Raw genomic sequence first — 20386 nt, forward strand, 5'->3', positions numbered from 1 at the left:
GAGGCTATTATGAAAAAACCTAAGCATTATTCACGCATTGCTATCGCGGTATCGACCGCGTTAACGTCAATGGTATTTTCAACCCACGCGGCCTGGATTGATATTGACAGTCTGCCTTCCAGTGGACTGGTGAGCAGCCTTTCTCCGGAGTTGCAGGCTTTATTTCCTCCACAGGCGAATGCCAATTTCGCTAAAACCAGCGCTACACCGAATTATGTTTATCAGTGGAGTGCCGGCACTATTCCCGTTTATGGTCATGGGTTAACGCTCAATGGACCAGGAGCAGAAGCCTTCGAACACTCCATTACCGTTATTCAGAATAGCGCGACGGGTAGCCCGGGCGTTATTTTTGGTGACGACCTGACGATCCGCACGCAGTCGAAGAATGCCGCCAACAATGGTAAAGATGTTGACGGTATTCGCACGCACGGGGCTAATACGCCGGATAACCCGGTCTTTATCATCACCGGAGATCGCACCAGCATTTATGTGGACGGTCAGGATGGTGACGGTATTAACGCCGGTTACAACTCCTATAGCCAGGGTTGGAAAGGTTCAGCCAACATTTATGTTGGCGACGATCTGTATATTCAAACCACCGGTAATCAGGGGCGTGGTATCACTGCAAACGCAATGAAAGATGCCACGCAGGCCAAAAATACGATTGTCGTCGGTGACCGGGCACACATTGTGACGATAGGTGACAGTTCAGAAGGTCTTCGCACCGGGCAGAGTGGGTCCTCGATCCGCCTTGGTAATGATGCCACTATTGAGACATCGGGCACTTCCTCAATAGGGGTCTACGCCGCTACATCGTCCAAAACCGAACTGGGCAATAACGCTACCATTTCGGTGAGCGGCGCCAGCGCCCATGCGGTCTATTCCACCAATGCGACGGTGAATCTCGGTGAAAACGCGACGATCAACGTAAACAATTCGGCGAAAGCAGCGTCATACAACAGCAAAGCGCCACGCGGCCTGTATGCGACTTCACGCGGGGCAATAAATCTGGCTGGCGGTGCTGCCATTACCATGGCGGGCAATCACAGCAATGAAAGTTATGCCATCAGCACCGAAACGGGCGGCTCCGTAGATGGCTCCGCTGGCGGGCGCTTCCTTATCGACGGCGATCTTCATGCCGCTGGCGCGACTGCTGCAACCAGCAGCCTGCCGCAGCAAAACAGTACCATTACGCTCAACATGACCGACAACTCGCTGTGGAGTGGGGCGTCATACATCACCAGCGTCACGGCAGGAACGGGGGTTATCTCGCTGCAAATGAGCGATGCGACCTGGAATATGACCAACAGCTCAACGCTCACCGACCTGACGCTGAACGGCGGGTCAGTGGTGAACTTTGGGCATGCTGACGGCGAACCGTGGCAGACGCTTACCATTAATGAAGATTTCATCGGCAACGGCGGCAAACTGGTTTTCAATACCGTCCTGAATGACGATGCCTCCGAAACCGACAAGCTGAAAGTGCTCGGCAACACCACGGGTAACGCGTTTGTGGCGGTGAACAACATTGGCGGAACCGGGGCGCAGACTGTTGAAGGTATTGAGATTATCGAAGTGGCAGGTAATTCTGACGGTACTTTTGAGAAAGCGGGTCGTATTGTTGCCGGTGCGTACGACTATAACCTGGTGCAAAAGGGCAGCAACTGGTATCTGACCAGCTTTATTCCAGCTCCGCCGGATCCGGAAGACCCGGACCCGGTAGAGCCCATCGACCCGGATCCGGTTGATCCTATTGACCCCGGTCCTGTCGATCCAGACCCGGTAGATCCTGTTGACCCGATAATCCCTGAACCGGAAATACCTGTCGCACCTCCGGTCACCGAGCAGCAGTATCGTCCGGAAGCGGGTAGTTATCTGGCGAATAACTACGCCGCAAACACGCTGTTTATGACCCGACTGCACGATCGTCTGGGAGAGACGCAGTACATCGACATGCTGACGGGCGAGAAAAAAGTCACCAGTATGTGGATGCGTAACGTCGGGGCGCATACCCGCTTTAAAGACGGTAGCGGGCAGTTGAAAACCCAAAGCAACAGCTATGTGCTGCAGTTAGGCAGCGATTTGGCGCAGTGGAGTAGAGACGGCCTTGACCGTTGGCACATCGGCGCAATGGCAGGTTACGCCAACAGTCAGAACCGCACGCAGTCCAGCCTGACTGGCTACCATTCACGTGGTCAGGTCACCGGTTACAGCGTAGGGCTGTACGGCACCTGGTATGCCAATGACGCAGACAAGACCGGCACTTACGTAGACACCTGGATGCTGTACAACTGGTTTGATAACAAAGTGATGGGCCAGGAGCAGGCGACAGAGAAATACAAATCCAGCGGGGTAACTGCTTCTGTTGAAGCGGGTTATAGCTTCAAACTGGGTGAAAACGAGCGCAACAGTTACTGGCTGCAACCGAAAGCGCAAGTGGTGTGGATGGACGTGCAGGCCGACAGTCATCGCGAAGTGAACGGTACCCGCGTGAAGGATGACACCGATGGCAACCTGATGACCCGCCTGGGTGTGAAAGCCTTTATCAACGGTCACAACGCCATCGACGACGGTAAATCTCGCGAGTTCCAGCCGTTTGTCGAAGCCAACTGGATCCACAACACGCAGACGACTCGCGTGAAGATGGATGATGTGAACAACGATATGCGCGGCACGAAGAACATCGGCGAGCTGAAAGTCGGTGTAGAAGGGCAAATCACTCCGCGCCTCAACGTGTGGAGCAACGTGGCCCAACAGATCGGCGACAAAGGCTACAGCGATACCCGCGGTATGCTGGGCGTGAAATATAACTTCTGATGTAGTTGCAGGTAATGGAAAAGCCGCTGATTAACCGATCGGCGGCTTTTTTATTCGCGAAGCGGTAGGTCGGATAAACGGCATCCATCAATAAGGCTCATTCATAAAGCCATTTACCCGCTTTTGCAGACTCAGTCAGCATGCGGAGTGTTAATGGCTGCGGCTCATCGTCATCACTGTTACAGGTAAAAGAAGCATCGTGAGGTCTGGAATGTCTTTGAAATCCTCAGGGACGCCTGGAAGTATGTGACATGGGGAGAGGGGCAGGCATACTGGTGTGAACCTAAGGAGCATTATCGCGTGAGAGGAGAATGAGTGATCTCTTATGACGATGCCAGGGGCTGCAGAGGTAGGCAGAGGTATGCACTACATCCTGAGCTACCTCAGCAATCAGCGCTTCACTGGGTCTGCCGTAGGTACTCCCTCCGCCTGGCTAGCAACTAACAGCGCGTCCCAGTTTTTCCCCTGAGAGTGATATACGTAGGCAAGTTGCGCATTGGCGTCAGCACCCGGATGTGCCTGCAACCATTTATTCGCTTCAGTAAGAGCTTGTTGATTGTAGCGAGCATCTGCCCACGATAGCGCTGCCAGATTTCAATAGTGGCGATGTCGTTGTGATCAACTCAGATGGAAACTTGCCGCCAGTCGGCAACCTGATTTGTCGTTAGCGCGCTTTGCTTTCCCTGACCCTCAAGATAACGCAATAACGGCACACTATTACCACCCCGCGCTTCAATAACTAAAGCGTCATGATCTGATATCGCTGTAGAGATTTGCATAGGGAAAAGAACGCTTGACGTAAAAGCGGATTTCGATGCCCTATTTAACCTATCTGAGGGAGGACTTCAGGATACTGTCTTCTGGTAACCCTCCGACAAACAGAACTACAATCAGGTATAACGTAATTATTATATAATTCTCCATTTTTCATATCGTTAGAACGAAAAAGCACCCGAACGTTAATGAACGGATGCTTTCTAAATAGAATAACTTAGTTTTACTTGGCGGCTGCATCGCCTGGTGCGCCAAAGGCATTGCAGGGCAAACGTCTTTTCAGCCCAAAGATGATTCATCCTTGCGCGTGATGTTTCGCCAAATCCCCCCCGAAAGTCTCAGATTTTCCGGACCGCTTTTCAGGATTTCGGTCACACAATTCAGGTAATTGTCTTTCCAGCGTGTAATGAAAGAAGACTGGCTTTCGAACCTCTGCGGATCGACCATTTTCTCCAAAACAAAATGGATGCGCCCATCTCGCCACACCGGAACACCAAATACGGTGGGTAAGTGCATCTTCCAGGCAAGACGAGAGCAAAAGGTGGAGTAGGTAATCTGCTGGCCAAAAAAGTCGATAGTCGGCGCGCTCAAATTCAGCGCGCCGTCTATCGCCACAACAAGCGACTGCCCACTATGTAAAGTCTGTATGCAGGCCCTGACTACGTCCGCTTCGCTTTTATCGCTAACCGAAATCAACCGCTCACCGTAGCCCCCTTTGAGCACGCCAGGTGTGGAAGCCACCCACTTGCTGTTCATTTCCAGCAAGGACAGGATCATCGGCCCGGCATACATTGCGCCCAGATGAGCCGATACAACAATGCAACCACGTTGATCAAGCTGCAGTCGTTGGAAAAATTGCTCGACATGCGATATATCGGCCAATCGGTACATCGGTTCGTCGGCCTGCTCTCCACGGCATTCAAGCCAGTCGAGGAGATAATTATCTGCAAGATATCCCCACTTCGCCCGGCGTTCCCATTCATGGCGCTCGATACCGGACTGCCTGCCAGCAATTTCCCATGCCCAGTCAAGGCGCTCAGGTGGTAGGTTAACGGCAGATATTTGCCCATCAAGCGCCAGCAGCCCCTCTTCGAATGACTGAGGCAGATGGCTCGCTCTGGCCTGAATATAGTGCTCAAAGACGTCTTCCGCTTTGCTTGTTTTCCCCGCCTGTAACAACGCCGCCGCGGCATAACGGTTCCATTTACTCGTTGCCCCTTTTTCCTTTGCAAGTTGTACAAACTCATCGCTGGCAGCAGCGTATTGCCCAACCTGACGCAGTGCTCGGGCATACATCGCTCTGACATAAGGAAGGTCAGGATGAGTCGCGAGCGACTGCTGCAGTAACGGAATGGCTTTCTCATTCTGACCCGTTCTGATTAAGGCATCGGTATACAGGGTCACGATACGTAAATTATCAGGATTAAAATGCAGGGCGTGAGACCAATGCTCAGCGGCCTGAAGCTTCGCTTCCCGGCCACGACCGAATTGATAGTAGGCAAGTCCCAGACTACGACGCAGCGTTGCACCATCCAACCCACGGGCTATTGCGGACTCCCCAGTCTGAATGGCTTCCTGGTATTTACGGGCAGCGCACAGCGTATCAACCGCCAGCCCCGCCGACTCCTGACTTTCTAACGCGAAGAAAGGGAGCAATGCACGAGCCAGGTCATGATCTTCTTGTCGGCGGCTTTTATTTAAGAAACTGAGACAGGTTGCAATCATATCTCCCCGCGGGGGAAATTCCTGCGCCTGTGTTCTGGCCAATGAGATTGCCTGTGACTCTTTATCCACCAGCGCCAGGCTGCGCAAATGGAGGGCAAAAATTTTGCTATTGCCCGAAAAAGCGAGCCATGCCCGCTCGGCTAAGTCAGCAACAGTCGCATATTGTTTACTCTTAAGCAGCACGCTTGCGACCAGCAGGACATCCTCCGACTGGCACACATTCACCGCCAGCAGTTTATTAACCACCTGTAGTACAGCATCCCGACGATGTGATGCCAGCGGCGAAATAACCCAGCGTCGCAATAAATCACGGCCATTCTTTGCAGTCAGAACACGGTCAGACAACAAAGTTAGCCCGACATCTGTTTCATCTCTACGCAAACACGCGATAGCGAAGAGAATAATGTTTTGCTCATTTCCAGCACTATCTCGCACTTTTTCGGGATGCTGACCGAAATAGTGGCATAGCCCCTCCCAATCCTCTCGTTTGAGCAGGGTGGTTGGCGATATTTTTTCACATGTAGAGTGCAAGTTCATCGTATTTCCTTACTCTGCCTTATTCACGCATCCGCCTGATAGTTATCAGGAGAGAAGTCACCAGGTACGCGATGCCCAGCAACACGAAGAACAGTAACCACTTTGTTCCATCGGCATAGCGAGTGGTGTCAGACACCGTCATCGGTTGAGAAATAATCAGCAAATACCGTCTCTCACGTAAAGCTTGAAGCTTCCCTTGCTGTAAGGTCTGTAAGGCAGATTCCCAGCGTGTTTTGGCGATCTCGTTCTGCAGGCGAAGATCTTCAAACAAGGACAGGCTTTCTGAAGAGCCTTGCGACCCTAACTTATTTGACAGGCGGTTACGCTGTTCGCCGATCTGCTTTTCCAGTACCTTGATTTTGGCCGACAGGCGAGGAATAAGGGGGTTCTGATCCAAACCATTAGCCATTAATTGCGCGTACTCCGCTTTCGCTTCCGCCAACTGCGTTTCAAAGCCAGCAATTAATTGATAAATCGCGGTCACGGTTTCCTGCGGTTCAATATCTTTTTGTATATGCTGTATTTTTAGCAATTCTAGCCGAACTGCCCCCAGATTTTCCTGGGCCGATTTAACATCGTTTTCCAGCCATAAAATCCGTTCCTGCTGCATCCGCGCTGAAACGGTATTAACGTGCTGTTCAGCAAAAGCCAGAATACGCTGGGCAAAAAATTCAGCCTGTTTCGCACTCCGCGCCTTCACGTTTAAACGCAGCATGCCCTGTTGGATATCGACAGCAACCGAGACTTTCGATAAATAGTAACGGTAAGGATCATTATTAATACCCAGAGGTGCATGGTAGCGGGAAAATAATGCGATATCGTCTTGCGCGAAATAAGATAAAAAGCCAAGCTCTTTTTCCATCCGCTCCATCATTTCTTTCGAAAGTATAAACTCGCGAACCTGAAAGCTTTCCGACATCTCATTGCCTGCGCCAAAGAAAGCTGTTCCAGAAAAATTATCCTGGCTGGCATCCGTTTGCACAATAAAGGTGGCATCCGCGCTATAAAAACGCGAGGTTAATAGCCACGACATAAGCATAATAACCAGCAGCGGCAAAGCAATATAAAGAAAGAGCCGACGTAGCGATTGTTTGGCTTGCTGAACACGTCGCTCTTTAATAACCAATGACGCTCTACGGACAGAATCAGCATCCGTCGCGGACCATCCGGCGTCTGGGCGATGATAACTTTTCGAATCTGCCTTTTTTTCCGTCTGGCTAAGGGCGCGTTCATCCTCTTTTTGTTGCAGTCGCGAGGCCCGGCTTTCTTCTGCTACCTTCGCCCTTTCCTCTTTCCATTTTTTAATACGTTCTGAATTTTCCACACGCTATCCGTATATTTTCTATCTATATATCAAAGGAATAATCATCAGCTTGAATCGTCGCCTGATTTGACTGATTTTGTTCAAAAAGCGCAGATGCCTGTGCTAAATCTTCACACATCGTAATTTTTCCATGTAGCAAAACGCCAAACGCATGACAGTGTTCTTTAATAAGCCGAGGGTTGCGCGTTAGTACAATCAATCCTTTCTGTTGCAGCTCAAGCTCTAGCGCCGCCTGCATACGCAACTGTGAGACATTATCCCCGGTGTACAGCTTGTCATCGGCAATATAAAGGCGGCAGGGAAGCAGTAAATTAATGGCAAATGCCAGATGCGCTTTCATCGTGACAGAATATTCACTCACCCTGTCGGTATAACGCTGTTCAAGCTGGGTCAATTGATAGCAGAAATGTGAAAACTCATCGCCATCCAGGCCATAAAGACTTGCCATCATGCGCGCATTTTCTTCGCCGGTTAACCCTGGCAGAACAAAAGCATTTGCCCCCAGCGGGAGCGCATCGCCCCGTAACCCAATAAAATCCCCTTCATCAGGAGCATCTATGCCGCACAGCAATCGAGTTAGCGTCGTTTTGCCTGAACCAGGGGCCGCCAGAATACCGATGTGCTCATGGTAATCCATGACAAAATCTGTTTTATCAAGGACCACCCGCGGGCCCTTATCAGACTCAAAATAGCGTGTACAACCTAATAAACCGAACACGAACGCGTCTCTCCTGAAGCAAAAGTCATTGATTTTCAGCGTCACAGATCAGGTGAAAAATGATGCCCGCGAGGAATAACGTTGCGGAAAATGCCAGAGGGTAAAGAGGTTCAAGGTACAAGGAGTGATACCCCTCAAACATTCCTTCTCTGACTATCTCATTAGCATGAAGTAGAGGGTTCCAGCTGAATATGCTTAATAATGAATAGGGCAATTCATTCGCCGTATAAAAGACAGCCGAAATCAAAAACATAGGTCTTAGCACCACAGGAACGGCTTTGTAGACCAGCGGGAACCGTTCAGACAGGGCATCACAAAAGTAACCAAACGATAACCCCAGAAGCCATGCGATAACCATCCCTTCAAAAATCAGGATCGGTTTCTGGGCTTCCCAACGAGAAAATATAAGAAAGTTAATCAATGAAACAATAATATAAATGATAACCGCATTAACAAATTCGACTGCGGCAAGAGCAAAAATTACATGCCTTTTCTTAACCTGCGAGACAACCGCCAACGATGTAAAGAATGAACGGGTGCGCATAGTTGCGGTAATGGTATAACGAAATAACAGATACGGTAATATACCTGCAATAACAAAGCTGATATCGTCAGTGAATATTGGCACCGCGCGATTTAAATATTGAAAAGAAATAACGGTAATGGTTATCCATACCAGTGGTACGGCCAGCACCATCATATAGTTTAGCAAATTACCGTTATAGCGTGTTTTGATATCGCGTGACATTAACAAAATGATTAACTCACAGACAGTAATGAGTTTCATAAAATAATAAGTATTATTTTTCAAAATATTCATATGGCGACGTTAGAAAGAGTTTGAGCCGCGGATCAAAAAGCTATCGAATGCGGCTTTCACCTTAGCGAAATCAGTCAAAGAGGCGTTCGAGATATAGATAACATCGCCGTTTTCCACTCGCATGGCCTGTGCTAAAAACACCGAGTCAGGTTGGCTCATATCGACATGATAGATATTCAGCTTACGCATCTGCTGTTTCGCCTGTTCCGCTTCGTTATGCTTGTACAGAAAAACCGCCTGCGGATCGGCAAGATTGTCATTTAATCCTTTCGCCAGTGCCAAAGCATCCACCACGCTGGAATGACGCTGAACCAGAGCATGTTTCCCCTGAACACCCGCTGCGCCGAGCACATTAACATACTCGGTCACTTGACGTAGAGTGATACGGTCATCCGGCTGTAAGGCAATATCCAGCTCGGGATACTGATAAATATCTGACAGTCGCGCAGTGAAATAATGCTGCTGGCGCGTCACGTGAACTTCCATCATATCTGCGCTGGTATTTTCTACTGCCACTGCCGTTGCCAAAAAATGACTCAGACGATTCATACTCTGTTCGAGAGGGTAACGACCCGTTTTCCCGCTGCCCTCGATCGTCACCATGGCCCCGGTGCGGGCGGTAAGTGTCACTAGCACCTGGGGATTCAGGACAACGCGCGCAAGTCGCTGTCTGATCTCATCAGCCAGTTGCGTCACATCCAATCCAGTAACCGGGATTGTCCCGGCATAAGGCACCTGAACGGTATTACCGTCAGCCACAAGAATATTTTCAAAATCCGCACGGTCGCCGCTCGCGTTATTGGATAAATACCCCGCCCCGCCCGAGGATAAAATAGTGATATGCAGCACATCGCCTTTAGCCAAAGATGTCCAGTGCCAGTTATTTGCGACAAAGACCGGATCGACAATAGTTTTCGGCACAGTATCGGTATCACTCATTTTTAATGTCGGAGTGACTTCGACCAGATTATAACGAGGATCGTCCTGATTAATCAGGCTGGATTTAAATACCGCCCTGGGAATAGTACATCCCGAAAGCAGGAAAAACGTCGTTAACAATATAATAATTTTTTTCATGGCTTATTTTATAAATGAAATAACTGAAAAAATGCTGCCCATTAATTAACGAGGCTGAGAGGAAATGGTTTGTACAAACGTTCTCACCATATGTTCCACGGTGAAGCGTTCTTGTAAAAATGACCGCGTCTGTTCGCAAATACCGGTTCTGCTGCGCCATAAATTGACCAACTGTTCTGCATAGCGGCAAGCCTGGTCAAGATTGACCGTCAGTGCATCATCAAGAATGAAACCTGAAACACCTTCTATAAAGCATTCTGCCGATCCACCAGCAGGGGTTGAAATCACCGGCACTCCGACCATTTGTGCTTCAATGAGCACATTGGGTAGCCCTTCATAACGCGAAAACAAAATGAATACATTCATTTTTTGCAGCCAATATCCCACGTCACGCGAAACGCCAACAAATAGTACTCTTTCCAGAATCCCCAACTGTTCAGCGCGTTGCTGTGCTTCAGCGCGCATATCCCCATCGCCTACCAACACAAAGCGCGTGGCGGGGTGGTGCTGTAAATAGCGTGCTGCAAAATCAATCCATGCAAGAGGGTTCTTATCGCCGACAAAGCGGAAAACGCCGCCGATAGTCGTGTCCGCATCCTGTGTTTTTTGCGTAAACTGCTGCCAGATTTTATGTGGCACCTCAGAAGAGGGTTCGGTAGATGGCGGTAAGACGCCGTTATATACAACCTGGAAGTGCTTCGCCTCCAACTTCAGCCAGTCGGCATAATGGCGGGTCACACAATGGTTGTTACTCATAAAATCAACGCCAGGCACAACCGCCAGTGCCTGGTAGAGAGGCTCGTATTCCGGCTTGAACAGACGCTTTCTCACTACCGGCGGTAACCCACGTAATCCCAGTTGAATTCTGGGCACGCCAGCAATCAACGCTGCAAGCGCAATCATCAGACAAGCGCCATCCTGCCAAACGGAGAGATAATCCGGCTTGCGCTCGCATAAGTGGGGGACCAGATGCTTGATGCCGTAATTACACACCGGCGGCAGATGAGATAACAATAAGCGCAACTCCGGAGATTCTATTGTCGCATCATCAAAGAAGTTTCCGGTAATCTTCGCGATCTCAAGCACCTCGACCTGTTCTTCCAGCACTTCTTTCAGGAAAAAATCTTGCCTGAGTTCCGGTGTCAGGGAGCGAATAATGAGCTCTACCGGTTCTTCTACTTTCAGGTCGCCAATTTTCCCCTGTTGCCGATACTTTCTGGCGATCTCGATAGCCAGCCTGGAAATCTGACGTTCTGCACCACCGCTACCTAGCGAACCAGTACAGAGCGCAAGACGACCGAAAGACCCGGCGGGAAGCTGTCGAGGTTGACGATTTCGGTAGAACAAGATGGCATGCTTCATTGCAATAATACGGGTGTTGGTCCCCACAGGGATCGTTTCCCCTTCAAGACGTTCAAGCAAATCGCAGATCTTATTTATTTTGCCTAAATAATTGTTATATTTTTTCTGTACGTTGTTGCTAACCTTTTTAAGAATTAGCTGCGCATCTTTGGCTAGCCCCGTATTATATAAACGCCGTGCATACTCATAACGTGCTTCATCATTATTTTGCGCAATCAGCGTTTCGTAGAGCGCGTATGCACGCTCCGTTTCATTGAAATCATGAAGAAATTCGGCTTTTTTTAGCATAGCTAATGAAGTTAAAGCTTCAGCCGGTAATTCATTGTCAATTAACGTAATAGCTTGCTCAAGCTTCCTCTCTTTTTTCAATGTTGAAAGTGTTTTACCTAGCACAGCTATCTTTTCTTCCTGCGTAATCATTACGACTTCCCTGATGTATTTTTTTGTAATGCGGTTATGCAGGTCGAGATCTGCTTGGCCACTGGATCCGTTGGCCCATTCACTTTCTCCAGTCGCTGCCAATACTGCAAAGCCTGGTTGTAGTCGCGTAAATGCATTGCATTTAATGCAGCATATTTCAAGGCATAAGCATTTTCGCTATCAAAAACGAGTAATTTTTTCGCATAATCTAGATGTTCATAAGATGCGATAGTACTGCCGCCATCCTTCAGTGACTCATTAAATAACCTGATAATTTGCTTAAATTCACGCATCAGGCGAGAAGCATCAGGATCAATTCGTTTCAGGCTAATCAATACAGATAATGCTTCATCCAGACGACCTTCACTTTTCTTTTGACGTACATATTTAAGTGCTCTGGTTGCAACATTGCGACACTCTTTCTCAAACAACTCGTTCATCGAGGCATTCTGGAATGATGGAGAAATACTCATGACGTTAGCAATCAAATCAATGAGGAACGGAATGTCGTTAATATGACGTATGCTGCGTAACATAATCGACTGCAGGCTGGTAATGTTCGAGTTACGAATCAAGGTCATGTGTGCCAACGTGCACGCTTCTTTCCAGGCACCAAGATTCACCAGAGTTCTTGCACAATATACGGTGCTAATGGGATCGAACTCCAGAAGTGGCCACACAATTTTCGCCCCTGTCAGGATATTTTCATAATCCCCGCGCTCATACATTTCTCTTAATTTCTCGCGCCATGCCGTTTTAACTTCATTATTAAAGCGTGAAATACGTGCATGGGGATAAACCATAAATGCAGAGTAGCTGTACACCAGCGAAGTACTCAGTGAGACAAAATTATCAACCGAATGTAGCGACAGCGCGGTATTGTTCCATGCCTCAAAAACGTCGTGGAGTTTATCTTTATACGAGGTGCTAAGCGCCTGATGATAGCTCATATTTTTGATGCAGAAAGCTGTGCGAATGACGAGACCGGTATCATGAATCGTCGACAATACCGTCAGCGCAAATTCTGACTCATGGCGGAGTAGCTGCTCGAGCGCATGCATGAAAATCAATTCATCACTAAATTTGATTGCCAAAGATAACGCTGTTTCCATAAACGCATCATTTAGGCACTGCGATTGAATGCCGGCATGGAAAGCTTCGGAGAATGCAGTGCCATCATTGAAATATTGCGTGCTGCTCAGGAAATTAACCCATCCGCTTTGGGTTTCAGGATTCAATAACAGCACACGTTTCCAGTATTGATATGACTTATCAAACAGTTGTAAAGCATCGGCTGAGCCGGCGGCAACAGTAAGTACTTCTTCATCTTCAATTTCATTGGAAAGCATCATTTCGGCTGTCGATAAGGCTTCCCGCCAACGCGCTAATCCATGTAGAGACCTCAGTCGACAACGTAATGTACTGTCCGTCGTACCGATAATTTTCTCAACATCACTAATATCCTGATAAGCCTGTTCATAATAACCTAAACGGCTGAAAATTACGGACCGAAGTTGGATCAGAACAGGCTCTTGCTGCTGATTTCTTAATGCGGCAAAAAGTTGCTGTGATGCAGCAATAATGTCGCCATCTGCAAGCTGCTTAGTGATCGATAAGGTAATCTCACGTATTTTATCTTGTTTCTCTTGCCGCCCCTCATCAAGATGATGATTGGTATTGTTGATCACTCCCTTAAAAATAGCCGCAACGATCGCGTCACCAAACATGTCGGTATAATGAGTAAGATCGTCGCCATTTTTTTCCAGGGCACGTTTCTGCCCCCACTTTTCCATCAAATTTGTCGGGTTAACGCAAGGAATACCCATTCTGGCGGCGATAGCGTCGACATTTTTAATTAACCGACTGCGGGACTGAATGACGGTTCCGGCACGAGTCACGGCATCAACATGAGTCATAAACATAACGCGATCGTGACCAAGAAGCTGAACGATTTCGATCATATCCTGTTCGATAGCATGCTCATCCATCTGCTCGACATTGATATTGCTTAATAAGGCACGATCGTCTTCCGACATTCCGGCAAAACAGGGATCGTCTTTGAGATAGGCCAGCAGTTTATGTTGATTTCCTTGCGTGGCCAGCGACCAGTACACACGCGCCCGCTCTGTTTGGCTAAAAAACTCATAGAAATGACGAGTTAAATAATTTATTTGTAAGCAGAAACCATAGGCCATAATCTTCTTCTGACTTGAAATCTCGACGATATAGAAATCAGAACGACTATGAACATCGGTGTTTGAATAGTTTACGGCAGGTCTAAAAATAAAAGGCCGGACCTTTTCTGGAATATCTATCAAGCCCAAAACAAAACGTACCTGCTGTAATGCCTCGCTGCTCGTATGAGTAAAACCATATACTTTTTTAAAGTTAGCCTGAAAATTAAAATAAGGCTGAGCTCGTTTTACCGGACTCACAATACGGCAACTACCAATGGCTGTTAGCGTAAACATCCCTGACGATTTCATTAAATTCATCCACGTGAAAGGAAAGTGAGTAGTTATACTCAGGAATACAAAGCAGTCTGTTTATCGATATACCATTTTAGAGTCTGCTTAAGTCCTTCTTTGATATCAAATTCAGGTTCATATGAAAGAAATGTTTTTATTCTGGTGATATCTGCCTGGCTATGTTTAACGTCACCGTCGCGAAAATCTTTATAAATTGGTTCAGCTCTACTTTGTTCGTCCCGCCATAAATTCAGCCCATCGCGAATGAGATAATAAAGTTCATTTAACGAAGTTCTATCTCCAACAGCCACATTATAGACTTTATTTTTTGAGGCTAAATCATTAGTCGTTGCTGATAATAGATTGGCTTGAATCACATTCTCTATATAGCAAAAATCCCGACTTGTTGAGCCATCGCCATTGATATAAATTGGTTCATCTTTAAGAAGCGATAGTATCCAGCGAGGAATGACTGCAGAGTATGCTCCGTTAGGGTTTTGGCGGCGACCAAATACATTAAAGTAGCGTAGGCCAATAGCATTAAAATCATAGCTGCGAGCAAATACCTCGGCGTACAATTCATTGACGTATTTTGTCACCGCATACGGGCTTAATGGCCGGCCGATCCGTTCCTCAATTTTAGGTAAATCGGGATGGTCACCATAAGTACTACTGCTTGCGGCATAGGTGAAACCAGATACATGTGCATCTCTCGCCGCCGTCAACATATTTAAAAAACCATCAATATTAGCGCTATTTGTCGTGATAGGATCCTTCAAGGAACGTGGCACGCTTCCCAAAGCGGCCTGATGTAAAACGTAATCGACGTTCTCACAAACAGCCTGGCAATCGGCAAACGATCGGATATCCCCATGAACAAAGGTAAACCGGGACCATTGTTCTTCACTGACAGCGGCACGCACATCCTCTAAATTATGTTGATAGCCAGTTGAAAAGTTATCCAACCCAACTACAGTTTGATTTAAAAACAGTAATTCTTCTAATAATCCAGAGCCGATAAAACCTGCTACGCCAGTAATAAGCCAACGTTTTGGTTCAAGAACGAGTTGTATTTTTAATTCATCATAAGCTGTCATGATTATAACCTCACATCTGACTGCTCAGGTGAAAGGATATACTTCAAATCATAAAGTACGTGTTTATCTTTTCCAAAGCCACGAATATCATTACTCCCCATCTTCTTAAACTGCTCATGGCCAACGGCGACAATAATAGCATCATAAGAAGCTGCCTTGATTTCCGATACAGGTACAATCCCGTATTCCTCTTCGACTTCCTCAGCATCCACCCAAGGGTCAAAAATATCAACATTACAGCTGTAATTGCCCAATTCTTTTACAACATCGATAATGCGGGTATTTCTGATATCCGGGCAGTTTTCCTTAAAGGTGAACCCCAGAATCAGAACGTTAGAACCCTCAACATTAATCCCTTTTTTGATCATGGCTTTGATCAACTGTCCCGAAACATAGTTACCCATATTATCGTTCAGTCGACGACCCGCGAGGATAATTTCCGGATAGTAACCGATGCCCTGAGATTTATGAGTCAGATAATAGGGATCGACGCCAATGCAGTGACCACCAACCAGTCCCGGACGGAATGGCAGGAAGTTCCACTTACTTCCCGCGGCTCGCAGCACGGCTTCAGTGTCAATCTCTAATCGGTTAAAGATTATCGCCAATTCATTTACCAGCGCGATATTGAGATCGCGTTGGGTATTTTCAATCACCTTTGCCGCTTCCGCGATCTTAATGCTTTCCGTTTTGTACGTTCCTGCCGTGATGATCTGTTGATAGATCTCATCAACCAGACAGGCCGTTTCTGCAGTTGAGCCAGAGGTAATTTTCTTAATAGTTGTCAGACGGTATTTTTTATCGCCGGGATTGATACGCTCTGGGCTATATCCGACGAAGAAATCTTTGTTAAACGTCATCGCGGACATACGCTCAAGGATCGGCACGCATTCTTCTTCAGTACATCCTGGATATACCGTAGATTCATAGACCACAATATCGCCTGGTCTCAGTACTTTACCAACAGTTTCACTTGCCATAATCAAAGGGGTGAGATCTGGCTGCTTATAATCGTTGATCGGTGTCGGGACGGTAATGATGTAAAAATTGCATTCTCTGATTTCATCAATTGATGAGGTAAACGTCAGATGGCGAGCATCACGTAGCTCTTCTTCTGTGGTTTCGAGATTGACATCGATCCCTTCTTTTAGCTCAAGTATACGTTTCTGATTAACATCAAAACCAACCACCTGACGAATTTTCCCAAATTCAGCAGCTAATGGCAAACCAACATACCCGAGTCCAATAATGGCAATTTTCACATCATCTTTGCTGATCATTACTGATAAATCCCTTATTTAATAATTATTCACTTTAAATAAATTCCAGATATTTTCTGGAACGCTACCGCCCCTGACGATCTTAGCCAGCGTATCTATTCTTATCGAAATTACGACAGTTTCTAGTCTAAGGAAGGCTAGAAATGTTATATTTTCTAATTTTAGTTAAATGGAGGTCGTATGCAGTATCAGTTCTAAAACAACAATTAAAGATCGGAGCTTTAATTGTAATTCTTATTGAGATAACGCATATCTGCTTATTTTGGCAATAGAAGATATCGAGGGTCCCGCACGCCGAATTTATGGGCGATTTCTTTTCTCCAACGATACAATGTTGACGGCGAGTTCATGAATCTATCCTGAAGCTCCTCCATACCGCTTTCGGTTAAGAAGTACTTCATCTTCATGATATCTTTGTTGCTAATCTTAAAGCTACATTCCCTTCGCCCTGCCGTTATCTTGTCACCATTTCGATATAGGCTTATTTTCTTAATCATCTCCGACACAGGTGTTGAGGTATCGAAAACAGCAATAACATTTTTGATATTATCCAGCCAAAAAAGAGCCAAAGGCATCAACCGTGAACTGGAAATGATGATTATGATTTTATTGATATTTTTATTCCGTGAGAAAAAAACCAAGGTGCTATGTAAGCTGTATTGATTAAGATTCACAAATAAATAATTTCTTTCGTTTGTAATCAGTGACATTTCATCAATAACACTAGCGACACCAACTCCAAAGTAAATATCATTTGGTGGCCAGAAATGTTGATACTTCATGAAGCCTCCATAACCTCTAACAACTCTATTTCATCCATGGAAAGGTAAGTGTGTACTTTTAAGCACATCTACCCTCTAAAAAATGCCTAACAATCGAGTAATTGATTTTATTAATATTGTTAAGTGCATGAGATGAACTTTTACACAACAAGGATGTGATATCAACCCCTCGCCATTCATAGCTAAAAACTATCAATCATTCATTCTTAGATTTGAATTACTAATGGATATCGGAATTTTAATGCGATTATTGGTGTATTTTTAGCGCTACTTGTGAAAACGCACTTTCATCTTTTATTCAAAATGAGAAAATTCTCAAAACACACAGAAACATTTTCTTACAAACTTACAGCATACATAACGAGGTTAAAGGTATCTTGGCTGAATTGTCACCCGTATCTTTACGTTTAAATTATTAGCTATCTCGTGTTATATTTTAATCAGTACAACTCAAGTCTATCTAACTATATTTTTCATGTTTTTCAGCAAGCGTGACATAATATAAATAAGGCACACGAACTACTCAGCATAGCAAGTATTAAAAATGGTATAAATACTAAACTAATTCATATGTTTTTTGTATCTACATAAGTTTTGATCGGATAATGAGACTAAAACTAGTCACCTTAATAAATTATCGATAATGATCAAACTCCTTAAGATATTTTTAATAAAATAAATAAGTACCTTTTTAAATCAGACCAAGTCTAAATTATTTAAAATATGTTACTGCCTATAAGAGAAAATTGACCTGTAAAAAGACTACTTTATTTATGCAGGATGAAAAATCTTATATTGTATTCAAAAAAAGATAACTATGGAATTATATTCTAAAAATTAATTACGTGATTTTTATTTTTACTGGTATATTTTCAGACCAGCACTCTAACATATCCCTTGCAATTTATTAAATAAATCCAATTTATGATAATTAATTTTTCGTACCAGACGGATACAAAAGTGATATTTAGGAAACTGGTATCGCGAATTGGAAGGATTAACCAGCCTTTACAAGACCGTACTATCCGTGTGCGTCAAAGATTTCTTTTTGGCTCCTGTAGATTGTTAGTTTCATATGAGGTATCTCCCGAAAGTGGTATCGAAATCCGCCGATCGTCTCCCACAATCGGTTTAGCCTTTATCTTCGTGCAGTAAGTGACCGTTAAACAAAGAAACACATTGAAATTACGAAGAATAATTGAATCATGAGAGTCAGTAAGAAATAGGTCGTGGAGGGCGAAGGGATTAGAACAAATACATCAATAAATTGAAAAATATGAACTTTTCAAGTTTATACTCCAAAAACCGTTTGAAACTGGTTGAAGTCGATTGCTCTCGGGATACAAGGAATGCCTGATATATAAGGGATTAGAAGGGATTTATTGACTTCGGGAGAGTTCAGGAGAGTCTAATTGGCGGAAGATCACAGGAGTCGAACCTGCCCGGGAACGCTGGCGTCCCCAACTGGATTTGAAGTCCAGCCACCTCACCGGAGATGACGATCTTCCGCGCCTCGATTGCTACATGGAGGCGGGGCGCATTATAGCTACTTCCTGGGGTTTCCACACCCCCTCACTCACTTTTTTAACTTCCCTTTTGTCTTGCTATGAGCGATTTCATATAAATCCTCAATAAATCCGTTAGTTACATTTCATCATATTTTTCGACGCTACCCTGATCACAGAAAACAAGAATCATAATTTGATAACGAGAAATCGGAATACCCGCGCTCACAGGGATGGTTTACAAGAACTGTAACCGGTATCAGGGCGTGTGAAAGTGCTAACAAGGATGCGTAATGAAAAGTGAGATTCTGTCTGTTAAAGAGAAGATTGGCTACGGGATGGGGGATGCGGCGAGCCACATTATCTTCGATAACGTCATGTTATATATGATGTTCTTCTACACCGATATTTTTGGTATTCCGGCCGGATTTGTCGGCACCATGTTTTTGCTGGCGCGCGCGCTGGACGCCATCTCAGACCCTTGCATGGGGCTGCTTGCCGACCGTACACGGTCGCGCTGGGGGAAATTTCGTCCGTGGGTACTGTTTGGCGCACTGCCGTTTGGCCTGGTTTGCGTGCTGGCCTACAGTACGCCAGATCTCAGCCTGAACGGTAAAATGATTTATGCTGCCATCACTTACACCCTGCTGACTCTGCTCTACACCGTAGTGAACATCCCCTACTGTGCGTTGGGCGGTGTCATCACCAATGACCCAACGCAGCGTATCTCCCTGCAATCATGGCGCTTCGTGCTGGCGACGGCGGGCGGCATGCTCTCCACCGTGCTGATGATGCCGCTGGTGAATCTGATTGGCGGCGAGGATAAAGCGTTCGGCTTTCAGGGCGGGATTGCCGTGCTCTCGGTGGTGGCCTTCCTGATGCTGGCATTTTGTTTTTTCACTACCAAAGAACGCGTGGAAGCGCCGCCGAGCACCACCTCGATGCGTGAAGACCTGCGCGACATCTGGCAAAACGATCAATGGCGCATCGTTGGCCTGCTGACCATCCTCAACATCCTGGCCGTCTGTGTTCGCGGCGGGGCGATGATGTATTACGTCACCTGGATTTTGGGTACGCCGGGGGTGTTTGTCGCCTTCCTCACCACCTATTGCGTTGGTAACCTGATCGGCTCTGCGCTGGCGAAGCCGCTCACCGACTGGAAATGCAAAGTCAGCGTCTTCTGGTGGACCAACGCCGCGCTGGCGGTGGCGAGCCTGGCGATGTTCTTTGTGCCGATGCACGCCAGCATCACCATGTTCGCCTTTATCTTCGTGATTGGCGTACTGCACCAGCTCGTAACGCCAATCCAGTGGGTGATGATGTCCGACACCGTTGATTACGGCGAATGGTGCAACGGTAAACGCCTGACGGGGATCAGCTTTGCGGGCACATTGTTTGTGCTCAAGCTGGGCCTGGCGTTCGGTGGGGCACTGATTGGCTGGATGCTGGCAGGTGGGGGCTACGACGCCGCAGCGAAAACCCAGAACAGCGCCACCATTAGTATCATCATCGCACTGTTCACCATTGTCCCGGCTATTTGCTACCTGCTGAGTGCCGTGATTGCCAAGCGCTTCTACACCCTGAAAACCCCGTATCTGACTGAAATCATGAGTCAACTGTCTCAGGGGGCGCGTCGTAATCAGCAGGATTTCACGACGAAAGAATTACAGAACTAAGGAA

At 46.5% G+C, this 20386-nt stretch carries 12 protein-coding genes, 1 tRNA gene and 2 pseudogenes; 2 read left to right on the forward strand and 13 right to left on the reverse strand.

What is annotated here, in order from left to right; genetic code table 11:
• Positions 1 to 9 precede the first annotated feature (9 nt).
• Positions 10 to 2817 carry an intestinal colonization autotransporter adhesin MisL gene (gene misL, locus NMD08_RS00375; protein ID WP_370619309.1) on the forward strand — a complete coding sequence of 936 codons (2808 nt, stop codon included), beginning with the start codon at positions 10 to 12 and terminating at the stop codon, positions 2815 to 2817.
• 97 nt (positions 2818 to 2914) lie between these two features.
• Here misL and NMD08_RS00380 read toward each other — a convergent pair.
• The 13 genes and pseudogenes from NMD08_RS00380 to NMD08_RS00440 all read right to left on the reverse strand — a co-directional run.
• Positions 2915 to 2983 (reverse strand): annotated as a pseudogene (locus tag NMD08_RS00380) (DUF1493 family protein); the annotation flags it as partial.
• 251 nt (positions 2984 to 3234) lie between these two features.
• Positions 3235 to 3620: pseudogene (hmsH, locus tag NMD08_RS00385) on the reverse strand (poly-beta-1,6 N-acetyl-D-glucosamine export porin PgaA); the annotation flags it as partial.
• A gap of 250 nt (positions 3621 to 3870) precedes the next feature.
• Positions 3871 to 5853, reverse strand: a complete 1983-nt coding sequence (gene vexE, locus NMD08_RS00390) for a Vi polysaccharide transport protein VexE (protein ID WP_187253893.1) — start codon at positions 5851 to 5853, stop codon at positions 3871 to 3873.
• A gap of 19 nt (positions 5854 to 5872) precedes the next feature.
• The gene (vexD, locus tag NMD08_RS00395) at positions 5873 to 7177 is read right to left on the reverse strand and encodes a Vi polysaccharide ABC transporter inner membrane protein VexD (RefSeq protein WP_187253892.1); all 1305 of its coding nucleotides are present in this window, start codon (positions 7175 to 7177) and stop codon (positions 5873 to 5875) included.
• A gap of 22 nt (positions 7178 to 7199) precedes the next feature.
• Positions 7200 to 7895, reverse strand: a complete 696-nt coding sequence (vexC, locus tag NMD08_RS00400) for a Vi polysaccharide ABC transporter ATP-binding protein VexC (protein ID WP_187253951.1) — start codon at positions 7893 to 7895, stop codon at positions 7200 to 7202.
• A 25-nt stretch (positions 7896 to 7920) separates the two neighbouring features.
• On the reverse strand, positions 7921 to 8715 hold the full coding sequence (vexB, locus tag NMD08_RS00405; protein WP_151224015.1) for a Vi polysaccharide ABC transporter inner membrane protein VexB: 795 nt from the start codon (positions 8713 to 8715) through the stop codon (positions 7921 to 7923).
• A 9-nt stretch (positions 8716 to 8724) separates the two neighbouring features.
• Positions 8725 to 9792, reverse strand: a complete 1068-nt coding sequence (vexA, locus tag NMD08_RS00410) for a Vi polysaccharide ABC transporter protein VexA (RefSeq protein WP_151217055.1) — start codon at positions 9790 to 9792, stop codon at positions 8725 to 8727.
• 45 nt (positions 9793 to 9837) lie between these two features.
• On the reverse strand, positions 9838 to 11574 hold the full coding sequence (tviE, locus tag NMD08_RS00415) for a Vi polysaccharide biosynthesis glycosyltransferase TviE (protein ID WP_370619313.1): 1737 nt from the start codon (positions 11572 to 11574) through the stop codon (positions 9838 to 9840).
• Positions 11574 to 14069, reverse strand: coding sequence for a Vi polysaccharide biosynthesis protein TviD (gene tviD / locus NMD08_RS00420; RefSeq protein WP_252838581.1), 2496 nt, complete (start codon positions 14067 to 14069; stop codon positions 11574 to 11576). The genes tviE and tviD overlap by 1 nt, the downstream gene beginning before the upstream one ends.
• Positions 14070 to 14098: 29 nt before the next feature.
• Positions 14099 to 15139 (reverse strand): Vi polysaccharide biosynthesis UDP-N-acetylglucosaminuronic acid C-4 epimerase TviC, encoded by a 1041-nt coding sequence (tviC, locus tag NMD08_RS00425; protein ID WP_151224014.1) that lies wholly within the window; start codon positions 15137 to 15139, stop codon positions 14099 to 14101.
• A gap of 2 nt (positions 15140 to 15141) precedes the next feature.
• Positions 15142 to 16419 (reverse strand): Vi polysaccharide biosynthesis UDP-N-acetylglucosamine C-6 dehydrogenase TviB, encoded by a 1278-nt coding sequence (tviB, locus tag NMD08_RS00430; RefSeq protein WP_151217050.1) that lies wholly within the window; start codon positions 16417 to 16419, stop codon positions 15142 to 15144.
• A gap of 257 nt (positions 16420 to 16676) precedes the next feature.
• Complete coding sequence (locus NMD08_RS00435; protein ID WP_151217048.1) at positions 16677 to 17201, reverse strand: Vi polysaccharide biosynthesis protein TviA; 525 nt, start codon at positions 17199 to 17201, stop codon at positions 16677 to 16679.
• Positions 17202 to 18614: 1413 nt separating this feature from the next.
• A tRNA-Sec gene (locus NMD08_RS00440) sits at positions 18615 to 18709 on the reverse strand.
• A gap of 290 nt (positions 18710 to 18999) precedes the next feature.
• Here NMD08_RS00440 and NMD08_RS00445 point away from each other — a divergent pair.
• The gene (locus tag NMD08_RS00445) at positions 19000 to 20382 is read left to right on the forward strand and encodes a glycoside-pentoside-hexuronide family transporter (RefSeq protein ID WP_151217046.1); all 1383 of its coding nucleotides are present in this window, start codon (positions 19000 to 19002) and stop codon (positions 20380 to 20382) included.
• Positions 20383 to 20386: the final 4 nt, after the last annotated feature.

The sequence above is a fragment of the Citrobacter meridianamericanus genome, assembly GCF_041320245.1.
In the GTDB taxonomy this organism is placed as follows: Bacteria; Pseudomonadota; Gammaproteobacteria; order Enterobacterales; family Enterobacteriaceae; genus Citrobacter; species Citrobacter meridianamericanus.

Bases quoted from the DNA above. Each gene is read 5' to 3' on its own strand.
- misL (WP_370619309.1), top strand. From the start codon at position 10: ATGAAAAAACCTAAGCATTATTCACGCATTGCTATCGCGGTATCGACC.
- vexE (WP_187253893.1), bottom strand. From the start codon at position 5,853: ATGAACTTGCACTCTACATGTGAAAAAATATCGCCAACCACCCTGCTC.
- vexB (WP_151224015.1), bottom strand. From the start codon at position 8,715: ATGAATATTTTGAAAAATAATACTTATTATTTTATGAAACTCATTACT.
- vexA (WP_151217055.1), bottom strand. From the start codon at position 9,792: ATGAAAAAAATTATTATATTGTTAACGACGTTTTTCCTGCTTTCGGGA.
- tviE (WP_370619313.1), bottom strand. From the start codon at position 11,574: ATGATTACGCAGGAAGAAAAGATAGCTGTGCTAGGTAAAACACTTTCA.
- tviD (WP_252838581.1), bottom strand. From the start codon at position 14,069: ATGAATTTAATGAAATCGTCAGGGATGTTTACGCTAACAGCCATTGGT.
- tviC (WP_151224014.1), bottom strand. From the start codon at position 15,139: ATGACAGCTTATGATGAATTAAAAATACAACTCGTTCTTGAACCAAAA.
- tviB (WP_151217050.1), bottom strand. From the start codon at position 16,419: ATGATCAGCAAAGATGATGTGAAAATTGCCATTATTGGACTCGGGTAT.
- NMD08_RS00435 (WP_151217048.1), bottom strand. From the start codon at position 17,201: ATGAAGTATCAACATTTCTGGCCACCAAATGATATTTACTTTGGAGTT.
- NMD08_RS00445 (WP_151217046.1), top strand. From the start codon at position 19,000: ATGAAAAGTGAGATTCTGTCTGTTAAAGAGAAGATTGGCTACGGGATG.